This is a genomic window from Burkholderia territorii, from assembly GCF_001718335.1.
Lineage (GTDB): Bacteria > Pseudomonadota > Gammaproteobacteria > Burkholderiales > Burkholderiaceae > Burkholderia > Burkholderia territorii.
In genome coordinates, this window is the sequence record NZ_CP013366.1 from 2,769,458 (window position 1) to 2,785,413 (window position 15,956).

The 15,956-nt window shown below is 69.5% G+C and carries 14 protein-coding genes; 8 read left to right on the forward strand and 6 right to left on the reverse strand.

The genetic code is table 11. From position 1 onward, the window contains the following. Nucleotides 1-16 precede the first annotated feature (16 nt). Nucleotides 17-1,237, forward strand: coding sequence for an SAM-dependent methyltransferase (locus WS51_RS23305; protein WP_059506465.1), 1,221 nt, complete (start codon nucleotides 17-19; stop codon nucleotides 1,235-1,237). Nucleotides 1,238-1,260: 23 nt separating this feature from the next. Then, nucleotides 1,261-2,559 carry a DUF72 domain-containing protein gene (locus WS51_RS23310; protein WP_069229826.1) on the forward strand — a complete coding sequence of 433 codons (1,299 nt, stop codon included), beginning with the start codon at nucleotides 1,261-1,263 and terminating at the stop codon, nucleotides 2,557-2,559. A gap of 40 nt (nucleotides 2,560-2,599) precedes the next feature. Here the strand turns inward: WS51_RS23310 and msrA are convergent, their stop codons facing one another. Then, nucleotides 2,600-3,160: a peptide-methionine (S)-S-oxide reductase MsrA gene (gene msrA / locus WS51_RS23315; RefSeq protein ID WP_059540604.1), complete on the reverse strand. Its 561-nt coding sequence runs from the start codon at nucleotides 3,158-3,160 to the stop codon at nucleotides 2,600-2,602. Nucleotides 3,161-3,699: 539 nt separating this feature from the next. On the opposite strand from msrA, the gene WS51_RS23320 reads away from it, so the two are divergent. The 3 genes from WS51_RS23320 (at nucleotide 3,700) to WS51_RS23330 (ending at nucleotide 6,558) form a co-directional block, all read left to right on the forward strand. Further along, nucleotides 3,700-5,106: a selenium-binding protein SBP56-related protein gene (locus tag WS51_RS23320; protein WP_069229827.1), complete on the forward strand. Its 1,407-nt coding sequence runs from the start codon at nucleotides 3,700-3,702 to the stop codon at nucleotides 5,104-5,106. Then, nucleotides 5,103-5,768, forward strand: coding sequence for a hypothetical protein (locus WS51_RS23325; RefSeq protein WP_059506457.1), 666 nt, complete (start codon nucleotides 5,103-5,105; stop codon nucleotides 5,766-5,768). The genes WS51_RS23320 and WS51_RS23325 overlap by 4 nt, the downstream gene beginning before the upstream one ends. 280 nt (nucleotides 5,769-6,048) lie before the next feature. Further along, complete coding sequence (locus tag WS51_RS23330) at nucleotides 6,049-6,558, forward strand: flavin reductase family protein (protein ID WP_059450139.1); 510 nt, start codon at nucleotides 6,049-6,051, stop codon at nucleotides 6,556-6,558. On the opposite strand, the gene WS51_RS23335 is transcribed toward WS51_RS23330, so the two are convergent. Then, nucleotides 6,545-7,045, reverse strand: coding sequence for an Lrp/AsnC family transcriptional regulator (locus WS51_RS23335; protein WP_044844460.1), 501 nt, complete (start codon nucleotides 7,043-7,045; stop codon nucleotides 6,545-6,547). The genes WS51_RS23330 and WS51_RS23335 overlap by 14 nt on opposite strands. 130 nt (nucleotides 7,046-7,175) lie before the next feature. Between WS51_RS23335 and kynB the strand changes: the two genes are divergently transcribed. The 3 genes from kynB to kynA all read left to right on the forward strand — a co-directional run bounded on the left by kynB (nucleotide 7,176) and on the right by kynA (nucleotide 10,128). Continuing rightward, the gene (gene kynB / locus WS51_RS23340) at nucleotides 7,176-7,817 is read left to right on the forward strand and encodes an arylformamidase (RefSeq protein WP_059450066.1); all 642 of its coding nucleotides are present in this window, start codon (nucleotides 7,176-7,178) and stop codon (nucleotides 7,815-7,817) included. A gap of 40 nt (nucleotides 7,818-7,857) precedes the next feature. After that, nucleotides 7,858-9,111 carry a kynureninase gene (gene kynU / locus WS51_RS23345; RefSeq protein ID WP_059450067.1) on the forward strand — a complete coding sequence of 418 codons (1,254 nt, stop codon included), beginning with the start codon at nucleotides 7,858-7,860 and terminating at the stop codon, nucleotides 9,109-9,111. A 90-nt stretch (nucleotides 9,112-9,201) separates the two neighbouring features. After that, complete coding sequence (kynA, locus tag WS51_RS23350; protein ID WP_059450068.1) at nucleotides 9,202-10,128, forward strand: tryptophan 2,3-dioxygenase; 927 nt, start codon at nucleotides 9,202-9,204, stop codon at nucleotides 10,126-10,128. Nucleotides 10,129-10,156: 28 nt separating this feature from the next. Here kynA and WS51_RS23355 read toward each other — a convergent pair whose 3' ends face one another. The 4 genes from WS51_RS23355 to mdlC form a co-directional block, all read right to left on the reverse strand. Further along, the gene (locus WS51_RS23355; protein ID WP_059540597.1) at nucleotides 10,157-11,554 is read right to left on the reverse strand and encodes an MFS transporter; all 1,398 of its coding nucleotides are present in this window, start codon (nucleotides 11,552-11,554) and stop codon (nucleotides 10,157-10,159) included. Nucleotides 11,555-11,818: 264 nt separating this feature from the next. Further along, the gene (locus WS51_RS23360; RefSeq protein WP_059798890.1) at nucleotides 11,819-12,763 is read right to left on the reverse strand and encodes a ketopantoate reductase family protein; all 945 of its coding nucleotides are present in this window, start codon (nucleotides 12,761-12,763) and stop codon (nucleotides 11,819-11,821) included. A 13-nt stretch (nucleotides 12,764-12,776) separates the two neighbouring features. Continuing rightward, nucleotides 12,777-14,228 (reverse strand): aldehyde dehydrogenase, encoded by a 1,452-nt coding sequence (locus tag WS51_RS23365; RefSeq protein WP_069229828.1) that lies wholly within the window; start codon nucleotides 14,226-14,228, stop codon nucleotides 12,777-12,779. Nucleotides 14,229-14,258: 30 nt separating this feature from the next. Beyond that, nucleotides 14,259-15,875 (reverse strand): benzoylformate decarboxylase, encoded by a 1,617-nt coding sequence (gene mdlC, locus WS51_RS23370; RefSeq protein ID WP_069229829.1) that lies wholly within the window; start codon nucleotides 15,873-15,875, stop codon nucleotides 14,259-14,261. Between the last annotated feature and the right edge of the window lie 81 nt (nucleotides 15,876-15,956).

A 15,956-nucleotide genomic window follows, 5' to 3' on the forward strand; every position in this document is an offset into this window, starting at 1 on the left:
CAAACGGAGAATCCAAATGTTCTGGGAAAAGAAGCTGGCACAGTGGGCGGACGAAGTACGGGCGAAAGCGAACATACCGGCGCGACTCGTGCTGTGGAACGGCGATCAACTCGATTTCGGCACCTTCAGCGCACCGCAGGTCACGCTGAAGGTCAACAGCGCGTCGGCATTGCCGCTGCTGCTCGAACCGAGCCTCGACAATCTCGGCGAGGCGTACGTGAAGGGCAAGATCGACATCGAGGGCCGGCTGTCGGACATCATCAACATCAGCTACGCGCTCGCGCGCAGCACGGTCACCAGCGCCAGCAAGCTCGCGCGCGTGAAGCGCTACTTCAATCACACGAAAAGCACCGACAAGAAGGCGATCCAGTATCACTACGACGTCTCCAACGAGTTCTACCAGCTCTGGCTCGACGAGAACATGGTGTACTCGTGCGCGTACTTCGAGAACGGCGACGAGGATCTCGCGACCGCCCAGATCAAGAAGATCGACCATATCCTGACCAAGATCCGGCTCGAGCCCGGCCAGCGGCTGCTCGACATCGGCTGCGGCTGGGGCGCGCTCGTGCTGCGCGCCGCGCAGAAGTTCGGCGCGACGTGCCTCGGCGTGACGCTGTCGCAGAACCAGTTCGATCTCGCGACCGCGCGCGTGAAAGCCGCCGGGCTCGAGGACAAGATCGAGATCCGGCTGCAGGACTACCGCGAGATCGACGGGCAGTTCGACCGCATCACCAGCGTCGGGATGTTCGAGCACGTCGGCCGCAAGAACCTGCCGCTCTATTTCTCCCGCGTGCACGACCTGCTGACCGACGACGGCATCGCGATGAACCACGGGATCACGTCGACCGACGCCGAAAGCGGCGAAACGGCGCTCGGCGGCGGCGAATTCATCGACCGCTACGTGTTCCCGGACGGCGAGCTGCCGCACATCAGCCTTGCGCTGGAAGCGGCGCAGCGCGGCGGCCTCGAGGCGATTGACGTCGAAAGCCTGCGGCGGCACTATGCGCGCACGCTCGAGATCTGGACCGAGAACTTCGAAGCGAAGGCGGAACAGGCTCGCGCGCTGGTCGACGACGAAAAATTCCGCATCTGGCGCGTGTATCTCGCCGGTTGCGCGTACGCGTTCGAACACGACGACGTGTCGATCTTCCAGATCGTGTGCCGCAAGGCCGGACGCAGCGCGAAAACGCTGCCGTGGTCGCGGCGCTACATGTACGAACACACGCTGCCGCGCTAGGCGGCACTTCACGCTGGGCATGCATGGGTGACGGCAGGACGCGGCGCAACACGGCGCCGCAACGACAGCAGCGCGACGTACCGGACGGGTCGCACGCCGACGAGCAATTCGACCTGTTCGGCGCGTCGCCCGACGGCGCGCGCGCTGACGACGCGTCCGCACGCGCGAGCGAACCCGCGACGGCCGACGAACCCGACGCTGCCCGATCGGCAAAGGCGCCTGCCCGAGCCGGCCGTGCATCGCCGCGCCCTCGCGCCGAGCCGGAAGCCGCGCGCGCTTCCGGCCTGCTGTGGGACGAACCGTCGCCACCGGCCGCACCGACGAAGCCGGCCCGGCGTCGGCGCGGCGTGCCGCCCGCACCGGTTTCCGCGGAAGTGGCCGACGCGGCGGCCGCGCTGCCGCCGAACGTGCGGCTCGGCACGTCGTCGTGGTATTTCCCCGGCTGGGACGGCATCGTGTACGACGGCGATTTCGCGCGGGCCAAGCTGTCGCGCGAAGGACTCGAGGCATATGGCGCACATCCGCTGCTGAGGAGCGTGAGCCTCGACCGATCGTTCTACGGGCCGCTGTCGGTGGCCGACTACCTGCGCTATGCGCAGCAAGTGCCGGACGACTTCCGCTTCGTCGTGAAGGCGCCGGCGTCCGTCACCGACGCGGTCGTGCGCGGCCGGCGCGGCGAGGCGTCGGGCCCGAACCCTACCTTTCTCGATGCGCAGCTCGCCACGCGCGAATTCGTGCAGCCGTGCCTCGAAGGGCTCGGCAGAAAGGCCGGCGTGCTGGTGTTCCAGTTTTCCCCGATGCCCGATCAACTACTCGCCGAACCGGCCGCGCTGATCGATCGGTTGTCGGCATTCTTCGCGGCGCTGCCGGCGCTGCCGCCGCACGCCGACGGCACGCGCTATGCGATCGAGATCCGCGACGCGAGCCTGCTCACGCCGCGCTTCATCCGCGCGCTCGCGGCGCTGGGCGTGCGGTACTGCGTCGGCCTGCATGCGCGGATGCCCGACCCGCTGCGCCAGGCGGCCGCGCTCGCGCTGCTCGACGGCGATGCGCCGGGCCCGCTGATCGTGCGCTGGAGCCTGCATGGCGGTTTCAAGTACGAGCAGGCAAAGGCGAAATACGAGCCGTTCGACAAGCTCGTCGACGAGGATCCGGCCACGCGCTCGGCACTCGCCGAACTGGCCGCGCGCTACGCGCTGGCCGGGCAGCCCGTGATCATCACGATCAACAACAAGGCGGAAGGCTCCGCGCCGCTGTCGTGTCTCGCGCTCGCGCGCGAGATCGCCGCCGCGTGCGCGCACTGGCGCAGCGAGGCGGCCTGAGAATCGCGGCGCGCACGCCGCTCGCGCGCCGGCGAAACGGTTACGCGCCGCGCAGCGACTTCAGCCGGTGCGAGAACTTCTGGCGGAATTTCGCGAGCTTCGGCCCGATCACGACCGAGCAGTAGCCCTGCCCCGGATTGCGCGCGTAATAGTTCTGGTGATAGTCCTCGGCCGGCCAGTAGTTGTCGTCGAGCGGCACGACCTGCGTGACGATCGGCTGCCCGAACACCTGCTCGCGCTCCAGCTCGCGGATCACGTCGAGCGCGATGTCGCGCTGCGTATCCGAATGCGTGAACACGACCGAACGGTATTGCGTGCCGACGTCGTTGCCCTGCCGGTTCAACTGGGTCGGATCGTGCGTCGCGAAGAAGATCTCGAGGATCTCGCGATAACCGATGCGCGCTGGATCGAACGTCACCTGCACGACCTCCGCGTGACCGGTGTCGCCTTCGCAGACGTCGCGATAGCCGGGATTGCGCGTATGGCCGCCCGCATAGCCCGACTGGACGGCCGTCACGCCGTCGACGTCGAGAAACACGGCCTCCGTGCACCAGAAGCACCCGCCGCCCACAGTCGCGGTTTCAAGCATCTCGTTCACCATGAAATCATTACCTCGTTGATGACAACGGCCGGCACGCGCAACGGGCGCCGCCGATCCCGCCGATCCATATGGCCGCGGCCCCGGTCGCCCGGTGCGCAGCGGCAGCGTTCAAGTATCTCACTCGCGCGCGAATCCGGCAGAACGGCACGCGCGCCGCGCACGACCCGCCGCGCGTTTCTCGACTACACTTAGGCACGCTTCGCCGCGACGTCACACCGTCCGGCTGCACGCAGCGTCCGATGCCTGCCCGCCCTGATGCCCACATCATCTGCCGGAACATCGATATGCACGCCTTGACAGAAACCGCCCGCATTGCGGGCCCGACCGCCGGTGCACCGCGCGCCGCCGCTTTCACGCCCTCGCACCGCCGTGCATGCAATGCGCGGCGACCCGACGCACCGCGCTTCCCCGTTTTCCCGACCTGATGCACCGCGCCGCGCGCTCTCCCATCGCGCGCGGCGGCGAGGGCATTCGGAGCCGCACGTTCGCAGCGAACGGCCGTGCGCCCGTGATCCGATACGACCGAGAGAGGCACCACGATGAGCATGCGGCCTGACCCGACATTTCACGCTTCGCCGGAACTTGCGATGCAGGCGCCGGCGGAGGAGTTCGCCTATACGTTGTTGCTGAGCCCCGATTTTTCCAGACCCGACGCGCTCGCCGTGATCGACGTGAAGCCGGGCTCGCCGACCTACGGCAAGATCGTGCACACGGTGACGATGCCGAACACCGGCGACGAATTTCACCACTTCGGCTGGAATGCGTGTTCGTCGTCGCTGTCGCCGCTGACCGGCCACGCGTTTCTCGAGCGCCGCTTCCTGATCATCCCTGGCCTGCGTTCGTCGCGGATCTACGTGATCGACACGAAGCCGCACCCGACGCAGGCGCGCATCCACAAGATCATCGAGCCCGACGAAGTGTTCGCCAAGACCGGCTATTCGCGGCCGCATACGGTTCATTGCGGCCCCGAAGGCATCTATGTGAGCACGCTCGGCGGCGCCGGCAAGGACGGCACCGACGGTGCGCCCGGCATCTTCATCATGGACTGCGAGACGTTCGACGTCCTCGGCCGCTGGGAGATCGATCGCGGCCCGCAGGATAAGCATTACGACTTCTGGTGGAACCTGCCGCGCGATTACATGGTGTCGAGCGAATGGGCGCTGCCGCCGCAATTCGAGAACGGCATCGTGCCGGAAGACCTGCTCGCGAACCGCTACGGCCACCGGCTGCATTTCTGGGACCTGCGCGCGCGGCGCAACGTGCAGACGATCGATCTCGGCGCGCAGCACCAGATGGCGCTCGAGGTGCGGCCCGCACACGATCCGGTACGCGAATACGGGTTCGTCGGCGTCGTCGTCGATACGACCACGCTCGAAGGATCGATCTGGACCTGGTGGCGCGAGGACGGCCGGTTTCATGCGAAGAAGACGGCGACGATTCCGCCGGAGCCGGCCGCGGCCGACGAGCTGCCGCCGCTGCTCAAGGCTTTCGGCGCGGTGCCGCCGCTCGTCACCGACATCGACCTGTCGCTCGACGACCGTTTTCTGTATGTGTCGTGCTGGGGCACCGGCGAGATACGCCAGTACGACGTGTCGGATCCGTATCGTCCGGTGCTCGCGGGATCGGTGCGCATCGGCGGAATCGTGCGCCGCGCGCCGCACACGAACGGCCGCGCGTTCGCCGGCGGCCCGCAGATGGTCGAGATCAGCCGCGACGGGCGCCGCGTGTACTGGACCAACTCGCTCTACTCGACGTGGGACGACCAGTTCTATCCGGACGGCGTGCCGGCCGCGCAGGTGCTCGCGCACGCGGGGCCGGATGGCGGGCTGACGCTCGCCGACGATTACTGGGTCGACTTCCCCGACGGCTATCGCGCCCATCAGATCCGGCTCGAAGGCGGCGACTGCTCGACCGACTCGTTCTGCTATCCGTCGGTCAGGCGTTGAACACCGCCTTCTCCGCGCCGCTCGCGCTGTGGGCGGCCGTCCTGGCGAGCGGCGTCTATCACGGGCTCAATCCGGCGATGGGCTGGCCGCTCGCGGTGTCGAACGCGCTGATGACGCGCCGCGGCGGCGCACTCGTCGCGGCGCTCGGCTATCTCGCGCTCGGCCATGCGCTGGCGGTGTTCATGGTGATGCTGCCGTTCGGTCTGCTTGCCGTGCTGCTGGCGTGGCAGCCGGCGATCCGGATCGGCGCGAGCGCGCTCGTGATCGGCTTCGGCGCGGTGCTGCTGATCCGGCGGCGACACCCGCGTGCGCTCGCGCGGATTGCGCCCGCGCGGCTCGGACTGTGGTCGTTCGCGGTGGCGCTCGCACACGGCGCGGGACTGATGCTGGTGCCGATCTATCTGGGGCTCTGCGGACTCGACCGCGACGCCGGCCACCGCGCGGCGGCCGCGCTGGTCGATGCGCATCTCGGGATGGCGCTCGTCGTCGCGGCCGTGCACGCAGCCGCGATGATCGGCGCAGGCGGCGTGCTCGCATGGCTCGTGTACCGCTATCTCGGGCTGAAGTTCGTCGCGCGGAGCTGGTTCAATCTCGATGCGGTGTGGGCGTCCAGCCTGATCCTGACGGGTGCGGTGTCGTTCGGGCTGGCGGCGGCGCGATAGCGCCCGGCTCGCTCGCGAAGGGCGCCCGCCGATGGCGTCCCAACGAAAGGCGCGGAACCCCCGCTCCAGCACGACGCCGGCGCCGCGCGACAGTGTTCGCTACCTCACGCTCGCCCCGCGATATGCCGTCCGCACGGGCCCGGCGGTCGCGATTCCGCTAAAATCGCGCCATGCGCACCACTTCCCGACCGACCGCCCCGGCCTTGCCGCCTTTCGTCCGCCGCGCCCCCCGCATTCGCCGCGCGCCGCGCCCGTCCGTTTCGTTCCGGATGGCCGCCCGATGAACCACGCCACCCCGCCGGATTTCGATTCGGCCGCCTTTCGCCAGGCGCTCGGCCAGTTCGCGACCGGCGTCACGGTCATCACGACGCGTGCGCCGTCCGGGCAACTGATCGGCATCACCGCGAGCTCGTTCAACTCGGTGTCGCTCGACCCGCCGCTCGTGCTGTGGAGCCTCGCGCACAAATCGGCATCGACCCCGGTGTTCCGCAACAACAGCCATTACGTGGTGAACGTGCTCGCGGCGTCGCAGCTCGACCTGTGCAAGCGCTTCTCGACCTACAAGGGCGACCGCTTCGAAGGGATCGCACACGCGGCCGGCAACTCGGGCATGCCGGTGCTCGACGGCGCGCTCGCGTGGTTCGAATGTCACAACCGCAGCCGCTACGACGAAGGCGACCATGTGATCTTCGTCGGCGAAGTGGAACGCTGCGGCGTGCGGACCGCATCGGATGCCGCAGCGCCGCTCGTGTTCCACGGCGGCGGCTTCCACGGCCTCACACCGCTTTGATCGCCCCCATGCGGGCCAGCCCGACCGGCGCGCCCGCTTCGTCCTTCAGCGTCTGCAACACGATGTTCGAACGGATGTCCATCACGCCCGGCGCCTTGTAGAGCCGGTTCAGCACGAAATCCGAGTAGTGCTTGAGGTTGTGCGCGAGCACCCGCAGCAGATAGTGGCTCTCGCCCGTCACGACGAACGCGCCGACCACCTCCGGCCATTCGCGCAGCGCTTCCGCGAAGCGCTCGTGCCATTGATTTTCTTCGTTGCGCATCGACACCTGCACGAACGCCTCGAGCTCGAAGCCGAGCTTCTCGCGGCTCAGGCATGCGCGATAGTGCTCGATCACGCCCTGCTCCTCGAGCAGGCGCATGCGGCGCAGGCAGGCGGACGGCGACAGCGAGATTCGCTCCGCCAGGTCGAGATTGCTGATTCTGCCCTCCTCCTGCAGTACCGCCAGAATCCGGCAGTCGGTGGCATCGAGCGTGATCGCGTGCATTTTTGGTCCCCGTTTTCCCTCTGATTCGAATTATCTGCCAATCGGGCGGATTGTCCATGTTTATTTCGCAAGCACTTTCTGCGAGCGTCCACCTATCATTCGAAGGATCGATTCACCGATTCGTCATGCCATGGACACACTCTGGGACATCTCGCCGCCCGTCAGCCCCGCCACCCCCGTGTGGCCGGGCGACACGCCGGTTTCCGTCGAACGCGTCTGGCGGATGGAGGCCGGCTCGCCGGTCAACGTCGCGCGCCTGACGCTGTCGCCGCACACGGGCGCGCACTGCGACGCGCCGCTCCACTACGACGCCGACGGCGCGCCGATCGGCGCGGTGCCGCTCGATACGTATCTCGGCCCGTGCCGCGTGATTCACTGCATCGGCGCGTCGCCGGTCGTGCGCCCGGCCGACATCGAGGCCGCGCTCGACGCCGTGCCGGCGCGCGTGCTGCTGCGCACCTATGCGCGCGCCAGCGTCGAGCAATGGGACAGCGGCTTCTGCGCGGTCGCGCCCGAGACCGTCGACCTGCTCGCCGCGCGCGGCGTGAAGCTGATCGGCATCGACACGCCGTCGCTCGACCCGCAGGAATCGAAGACGATGGATGCGCATCACCGCGTGCGCGCGCACCGGATGGCGATCCTCGAGGGAATCGTGCTCGACGACGTGCCGCCCGGTGACTACGAACTCATCGCGCTGCCGCTGAAGCTCGCGACGCTCGACGCGAGCCCCGTGCGCGCGGTGCTGCGCGCACTGCCCGGCCGCTCCGCCTGATTCACCGAACCACTGAACCGAGAACCACTGACCCGACATCATGATCAAGACCCGTGAAGACGCGCTCGCCCTCGACCGCGACGACCCGCTCGCCCCGCTGCGCGACCAGTTCGCGCTGCCCGACGGCGTGATCTATCTCGACGGCAACTCGCTCGGCGCGCAGCCGCGCGCGTCGGCCGCCCGCGCGCAACAGGTGATCGGCGCCGAATGGGGCGAAGGCCTGATCCGCAGCTGGAACACCGCCGGCTGGTTCGCGCTGCCGCGCCGCCTCGGCGACAAGCTCGCGACGCTGATCGGCGGCGCGCCCGGCGAGACCGTCGTGACCGACACGATCTCGATCAACCTGTTCAAGCTGCTGTCGGCGATGGTGCGCCACCAGGCCGAGCGCGCGCCGGAGCGCCGCGTGATCGTGTCGGAGCGCTCGAACTTCCCGACCGACCTGTACATCGCGCAAGGCCTGATCGAACAGCTCGGCGGCGGCTACGAGCTGCGCCTGATCGACGATCCGGCGGACCTGCCCGGCGCGCTCGGCGCCGACACGGCCGTCGCGATGATCACGCACGTGAACTACCGCACCGGCTACATGCACGACATGCCGGCCGTCACGCAGCTCGTGCACGACGCGGGCGCGCTGATGCTGTGGGATCTCGCGCATTCGGCAGGCGCGGTGCCGGTCGACCTGAACGGCGCGCACGCGGACGGCGCGGTCGGCTGCACGTACAAGTACCTGAACGGCGGCCCCGGCTCGCCCGCATTCGTGTGGGTGCCGCACCGCCATCACGCGCACTTCTCGCAGCCGCTGTCGGGCTGGTGGGGCCACCGTGCGCCGTTCGCGATGCAGCCAGGCTTCGCGCCCGATCCGGGCATCGCGCGCTTCCTCTGCGGCACGCAGCCGATCGTGTCGATGTCGATGGTCGAATGCGGGCTCGACGTGTTCCTGCAGACCGACATGCACGCGATCCGCCGCAAGTCGCTCGCGCTGACGGACGCGTTCATCGCGCTCGTCGAGGCGCGCTGCGCGGGCCTGTCGCTGAAGCTCGTCACGCCGCGCGCGCATCACCAGCGCGGCTCGCAGGCGAGCTTCGAGCATCCGCACGGCTACGAGGTGATGCAGGCGCTGATCGCGCGCGGCGTGATCGGCGACTACCGCGAGCCTTACGTGCTGCGCTTCGGCTTCACGCCGCTCTACACGCGCTTCGTCGACGTGTGGGATGCCGTCGAGACGCTGCGCGACATCCTGGCCACCGATGCGTGGAAGGCACCCGAGTTCGCCGAGCGCGGCGCGGTGACCTGACCGGTTCTTGCCCGGCGTGCCGCGCCGACATGCGCATGGCGCGCCGCGCCCCGTCATTCAATTCTGGAGAAAGTCGTGAATTCTGGTCATATGCAGCCACCCGGCGACGATGCGCCGGCGGGCTGCCCGTTCTCGGGCGCACGCGCGGCCCACCCGGCGCACGAAGCCCCGCACGTGCCCGGCGATGCGTCGGGCGAAGCCGGCTGGCACAACGCGCAGCTCGATTTCTCGAAGTCGATGAGCTACGGCGACTACCTGTCGCTGAATTCGATCCTCGACGCGCAGCATCCGCTGTCGCCCGATCACAACGAGATGCTGTTCATCATCCAGCATCAGACGAGCGAGCTGTGGATGAAGCTCGCGCTGTTCGAATTGCGCGGCGCACTCGATGCGGTGCGCGGCGACGCGCTGCCGCCCGCGTTCAAGATGCTCGCGCGCGTGTCGCGCATTCTCGAGCAGCTCGTGCAGGCGTGGAACGTGCTGTCGACGATGACGCCGTCCGAGTATTCGGCGATGCGGCCGTACCTCGGCCAGTCGTCGGGCTTCCAGTCGTATCAGTATCGGCAGCTCGAGTTCCTGCTCGGCAACAAGAACGTCCAGATGCTGCAGCCGCATGCGCACCGGCCGGACATCCTCGAACAGGTGCGCGCGACGCTCGAGGCGCCGTCGTTCTATGACGAAGTCGTGCGCCTGCTCGCGCGGCGCGGCTTCCCGATCGCGCCCGAGCGGCTCGAGCGCGACTGGACGCAGCCGATGCGGCACGACGAAACCGTCGAGGCCGCGTGGCTCGAGGTCTACCGTCACCCGCAGCAGCACTGGGAGCTCTACGAGATGGCCGAGGAACTCGTCGATCTCGAGGACGCGTTCCGCCAGTGGCGGTTCCGTCACGTGACGACGGTCGAGCGCATCATCGGCTTCAAGCAGGGCACGGGCGGCACGAGCGGCGCGCCGTATCTGCGCAAGATGCTCGACGTCGTGCTGTTCCCCGAGCTCTGGCACGTGCGCACCACGCTGTAACGGACGCGCGTGTCATGCGACCCGCGCGTCACGACGACGTGCGGGCCAGCTCCTCCCCTTCGCCCGGCAACGCGCGTTCGCGCGTGAGCCGCGGAATGTGCCGCCGCATCGCGAGCAGCGCGACGCATACCACGCTCATCGCGACGGCCAGCATCGTCAGGTACGCCGTCGCGCCGCCCGCTGTGATGACGAGCGCGCCCGCGAACGCGCTGAGGATCGCGCCGAGCCGGCCGAACGCGAGCGCGCTCGCGGTGCCGGTCGCGCGCACCGCCGTCGGGTAGATGTACGCGCACAGCGCATACATCGTCGACTGCACCGCGTTGACGAACAGGCCGTGCACGCCGAGCCCGACGATCAGCCAGCCCGTGTGGCGCCCCGCATCGACACCCAGCAGCCACACCGCGCTCGCCGCGCCGCCGATGCTGCACAGCGCGAGCGGCCAGCGCGAACCCGCATGCGCGATCGCCCACGCGCACAGCAGCGCACCGATCACGCCGCCGAGGTTGTACGCGGTGAGTCCCGAGCCCGCGACCGACACGCTCAGCCCGCTCGCGGCCAGCATCGTCGGCAGCCAGCTGAACGCCGCATACACCGCGAGCAGGCACATGAAGAACGCGCACCACAGCGCGATCGTGTCGCGTGCCTGGCCGCCGGCGAACAACGCGCCGAACCCGCCGCGTGCGCCGGGCGCGCGTGCGTCGCGAAGATCGGTGAACGCGGTGCCGGGCGCGACCGGCCGCTGCATGCGCGCGAGCAATGCGCCGAGTTCCGGCCAGCGTGCGGGGCGCCGCGCCAGAAAGCGCGGCGATTCGGGCAGCGCGCGCACAAGCACGAAGCCGAGCACGAGCGGCAGCGCGCCGCCCGCGAAGAACAGCCCGCGCCAGCCGTAGCGCGGCAGCACCTCGTGCGCGAACAACCCGGCCAGCATCCCGCCGAGCGGCACGCAGACAATCGTCGCCGTAACCATCATCGTGCGGCGCCGCGCGGGCGTGTATTCGGCCGTCATCGTCGTGGCCGTGGGCAACGCGCCGCCGATCCCGAGCCCCGCGCAGAAGCGCAGCATCGCGATTGTGGCGACATCCGGCGCGAAGCCGATCGCGCAGGTGGCAATGCCGAACAGGAACACGCTGCCGATCACGGCCTGGCGGCGCCCGAAACGGTCCGCGACGATACCCGCGCACGCGCTGCCGATGCCCATCCCGATCAGCCCGGCGGCCACCGCCGGCGCGAACGCACCGCGCGTGATGCCCCATTCGCGGATCAGCACCGGAATCGCGAACCCGATCAACTGGCCGTCGAAGCCGTCGAGCACGATCGCGAGCGCGGCGAGCAGCACCACGCAACGCTGCATCGTCGTGAACGGTCCGTCGTCGAGCGTCGTGCCGATGTCGACCGGTGGCGGCTGCAATTCGTCGCGCGTGCTCACGCGGCCTCCCGTTCGGCACGCGTCGGCGGCAAGGTGCGCGCACGGCGCGCGGCAAGACAACGGCATTCGATGGCCTTCATGGCGTCTCCTGTTGCCGGGCTGGCGCACCGGCGCGTGCCCGGATCTCGTGCTGCGTGGCCGGCCGGCGTTCATGCACCGTTGCCGGCCCCGCGTCCTGTCCCGTCCATCTCCGATCCGGCCGCATCGCCTGCATGCGGCGCGCCCGTATCGTCATGCGGCCGTGGCCCGCCGCCGGCGCGACGCTTAGCCGCCGCGCGCGTCGATCAGCCTGACGAGCGCGAGCAGCGTATCGGTATGCGGAACCGCGATACCCGTCTCGCGCGCGGCCGCGACGACGCTGCCGCTGATCGCGTCGATCTCGGTGCGGCGGCCCGCGAGCACGTCCTGCAGCATCGACGGCCGATGGCCGCGATGCGCGTGGATCGCGTGCTCGACGTTGCGCGCGATGCGCTCGCCGTCCACCGCGATGCCTTTCGCGTGCGCGACGGCGGCCGTCTCCGCCGCGATCGCGAGTGCGAGCCGCGGGCCGTCGGGCACGCGGCCGAGCTGGTCGACCGTGCAACCCGTCGCCGCGCACAGCGTGTTGAGCGCCGCATTGAACGCGACCTTTTCCCAGATCGCGGCCCACACGTCGGCATCGAGCGAACACGCGAGGCCGGCACGCGAGAACGTATCGGCCACGGCCGCCGCAAACGGGCGCGCCGCGCCGTCTGCCGTCATCATGCGAATCGTGCCGGCACCGTGCGAGCGCACGTGCGCTGCGCCGGCGAAATCGGCCGGCCAGGTCGTGACGCCGACCAGAATCCGTTCGAGCGGCACGAACGCGTTCAGCGTCTCGACGTTGCCGAGGCCGTTCTGCAGCGTCAGCACGCAAGTACGCGACGTCAGCAATGCGCGCACGCCTTCGAGCGCCGCACGCGTGTGCAGCGATTTCGTGAAGACGATCAGCAGATCGAACGGCATGTCGGGCGATGCGCTCGCCTGCGCATTCGCCGTTTCCGGCCGGACGGCCTGCAACGCGTGGACGCGGCGTTCGCCGCGATCGTCGTCGACGCGCAGTCCGTCGCGCCGGATCGCATCGAGATGCGCATCGTTCACGTCGATCAGCGTGACGGCCTCGCCGTGCTCGGCCAGTCGCGCGCCGAACAGCGAGCCCATGGCGCCGGCGCCGAGAATCGCGATCTTCATCGTCGGCGGCCTCTCAGAACGGATAGTGGCGCGGCGCGGTCTGCACGGTGATCCAGCGCAGATCCGTGAACGCGGCGATGCCGGCCTTTCCGCCGAAGTGGCCGAAGCCGCTGTCCTTCACGCCGCCGAACGGCATTTGCGCCTCGTCGTGCACGGTCGGACCGTTCACGTGGCAGATGCCCGATTCGATGCGCGCCGCGACCCGCATCGCGCGCGCGACGTCGCGGCTGAACACGGCCGATGCCAGCCCGAACGCGTTGTCGTTCGCGCAGCGGATCGCCGCGGCCTCGCCGTCGACCCGCACGATGCCCTTCACCGGCCCGAACGATTCCTCCGCGTAGATCCGCATCGCGGGCGTCACGTGATCGAGCAGCGTCGCGGGAAACAGCGTGCTGTCCGACTTGCCGCCGCACAGCAGCGTCGCACCGTTTGCGAGCGCATCGTCGATCAGCGCGTTGCAGCGCTCGACGGCCTTCATGTCGATCAGCGAACCGAGCACGACCGGCCCTTGGCGCGGATCGCCGAGCGGCAGCGACGCGGCCTTGGCCGCGAGCTTCGCGACGAACGCGTCGGCGATCGATGCATCGACGACGATCCGCTCGGTCGACATGCAGATCTGCCCGGAATTCGCGAACGCGCCGAATGCGGCCGCTGCGACCGCCGCGTCGAGATCCGCATCGTCGAGCACGACGAACGGCGCCTTGCCGCCGAGTTCGAGCACCGACGGCTTCAGATGACGCGCGCATGCTTCGGCGACGATCCGCCCGACGCGCGTCGAGCCGGTGAAATTCACGCGACGCACGGCCGGATGCGCGATCAGTGCGTCGACGACGGCACCCGCGTCCTCGGGCGCGTTCGTCACGAAGTTGACGACGCCCGCCGGCAAGCCGGCCTCCTGCAGCGCCTCGACGATCAGCCCGTGCGTGACGGGGCACAGCTCGGAGCCCTTGAGCACGACCGAGTTGCCGCATGCGAGCGGCAGCGCGAGCGCACGCGTCGCGAGGATCACCGGCGCGTTCCACGGCGCGATGCCGAGCACCACGCCGGCCGGCTGCCGCACGCCCATCGCGAGCGAACCGGGCACGTCGGACGGGATCAGTTCGCCGCCGACCTGCGTGGTCAGCGACGCGGCCTCGACGAGCCCGCTCGCGGCCAGGTGCACGTTGAAGCCCGCCCACAGCGCCGACGCGCCGGTCTCGGCGGCCATCGCGGCGACGAACTGGTCGTGCTTCGCTTCGAGCGCGGCGGCAGCCTTCAGCAGCAGCGTGCGGCGCGCGCCCGGGCCGAGCGCGGCCCATTCGGGAAATGCGCGGGCGGCCGCGTCGGCCGCCGCGCGCGCATCGTCGAGCGTGCAGGCAGGCGCGCTTGACGCGACTTCGCCGTCGAGGGGGTTGCGGCGCACGAAGGTCGCGCCGCTGGACGAATGGCGGCGTTCGCCGCCGATCAGCATCGATACGGTTTGCATGGATTCTCCGAAACGACGCGCGCACGCGCGTCAGGCAACCTCGACGTCGACGACGACGGGCGTACCGGCCCGCAGCGCATCCGTCAGCGTGTCATGCAGGCGCGTGGCATCGGCGACACGGATGCCGCGGCATCCCATCCCTTGCGCGAGCGCGACGAAATCCAGGTCCGGCAGATCGGTGCCCTGCACCGGATCGTCGGGGCCGAAGCCGAACACGGGCGCGAAATCCTGCAGCGCCGCGTAGCGCCGATTGTTCAGGATCACGAACGTGATCGGCAGCTTCAGTTGCGCGGCACTCCACAATGCCTGGATCGAATAGAGGCTCGATCCGTCGCCGATCAGGCCGATCACGCGCCGCCCCGGCCGCGCGAGCGCGACGCCGACCGCGGCCGGCATCCCGTAGCCGAGCCCGCCGCTGTCCATCGTGTAGAACGTGCCGCTGCGCGTGAACGGCAGGTGCGCCTGCATCACCGGCCGCGCACTCGGCGCTTCCTCGACGACGATGTCGTGCGCGTCGCGCACGTCCGCGAGCGTCTGCAGCGCGAAGGCGACCGACATCCGCGCGCCGGCGGCCGGCGCTTCGGCGCGCGGGCGCGGCGGCCGCGGCGCGGGCATCGGCCGCTCGGGCGGCGCCGGCCTCGCGAGCAGGTCGCGTGCCGCGAGCCGCAGGTTGCCGACGACCGCGTCGCCCGACGGTGTCCATGCGGCGACGCCGGGATCGTCGACGAGCTGCACGAGCATCGCGCCCGGCGGCACGTGCGGGCCGCTGCCCTCGATGTGATAGGTGAATGCGGGCGCGCCGAACGCGAACACGAGGTCGTGCCCGTCGAGCCGCGCGACGATCTTCTCGCGGATCGCGGGCAGGAAGCCGGCGAACAGCGGGTGATCCTCGGGAAAGCTGCAGCGTCCCGACATCGGCGCGACGTACACGCTGGCGCGGTGCCGCTCGGCAAGCCGCACGACGTCGTCCCACGCGCCGGCCCGATCGACGGCCGCACCGACCACCAGCGCGGGGCGCCGTGCCGCATCGAGCGCGTCGCCGAGCCGCGCGAGCGCATCGGGATCGGGCCGCACGACGCTGCTGACCGCGCGTCGCGGCAGCAACTCGGCCGGCTGATCCCAGTCGTCGACCGGAATCGACACGAACACCGGCCCGCGCGGCTCCTGCATCGCGATCCGGTACGCGCGCGCGATCGCGGCCGGCACGTCCTGCGCGCGCGCGGGCTCGATGCTCCATTTCACGTACGGCTTCGGCAGCTCGGCGGCCTGCGTCGCGCCGAGGAACGGATCGAACGGCAAAATCGCGCGCGCCTGCTGGCCCGCGGTGACGATCAGCGGCGTGCGATTCCTGTATGCAGTGAACAGGTTGCCCATCGCGTTGCCGACGCCGGCCGCCGAATGCAGGTTGACGACCGCCGCGTTGCCGGTGGCTTGCGCATGACCGTCCGCCATCCCGACCACGACGGCCTCCTGCAGGCCGAGCACGTAGCGGAAATCGGCGGGGAAATCGCGGAACATCGGGAGCTCGGTGGAGCCGGGATTGCCGAACACGCGATCGATGCCGAACTGGCGAAACAGATCGATGACGGCATCGCGGACGGTGATCTGGGCGGCCGGTGCGGCGGAATGGGACGGGTTGCCGGTCATGCTCGGGCGTCTCCTCGGTGGCTTGGCGGTTTCCACAGTATCGAAGCGCGAGTCATTCACCGATACTGTATTTTTTGCGAA

Excerpts from the sequence above, each read along its gene's own strand:
- kynB (WP_059450066.1), top strand. The coding sequence starts at position 7,176 with ATGGACACACTCTGGGACATCTCGCCGCCCGTCAGCCCCGCCACCCCC.
- WS51_RS23320 (WP_069229827.1), top strand. The coding sequence starts at position 3,700 with ATGAGCATGCGGCCTGACCCGACATTTCACGCTTCGCCGGAACTTGCG.
- WS51_RS23365 (WP_069229828.1), bottom strand. The coding sequence starts at position 14,228 with ATGCAAACCGTATCGATGCTGATCGGCGGCGAACGCCGCCATTCGTCC.
- WS51_RS23310 (WP_069229826.1), top strand. The coding sequence starts at position 1,261 with ATGGGTGACGGCAGGACGCGGCGCAACACGGCGCCGCAACGACAGCAG.
- WS51_RS23360 (WP_059798890.1), bottom strand. The coding sequence starts at position 12,763 with ATGAAGATCGCGATTCTCGGCGCCGGCGCCATGGGCTCGCTGTTCGGC.
- WS51_RS23330 (WP_059450139.1), top strand. The coding sequence starts at position 6,049 with ATGAACCACGCCACCCCGCCGGATTTCGATTCGGCCGCCTTTCGCCAG.
- mdlC (WP_069229829.1), bottom strand. The coding sequence starts at position 15,875 with ATGACCGGCAACCCGTCCCATTCCGCCGCACCGGCCGCCCAGATCACC.
- msrA (WP_059540604.1), bottom strand. The coding sequence starts at position 3,160 with ATGGTGAACGAGATGCTTGAAACCGCGACTGTGGGCGGCGGGTGCTTC.
- WS51_RS23305 (WP_059506465.1), top strand. The coding sequence starts at position 17 with ATGTTCTGGGAAAAGAAGCTGGCACAGTGGGCGGACGAAGTACGGGCG.
- WS51_RS23335 (WP_044844460.1), bottom strand. The coding sequence starts at position 7,045 with ATGCACGCGATCACGCTCGATGCCACCGACTGCCGGATTCTGGCGGTA.
- kynU (WP_059450067.1), top strand. The coding sequence starts at position 7,858 with ATGATCAAGACCCGTGAAGACGCGCTCGCCCTCGACCGCGACGACCCG.
- kynA (WP_059450068.1), top strand. The coding sequence starts at position 9,202 with ATGCAGCCACCCGGCGACGATGCGCCGGCGGGCTGCCCGTTCTCGGGC.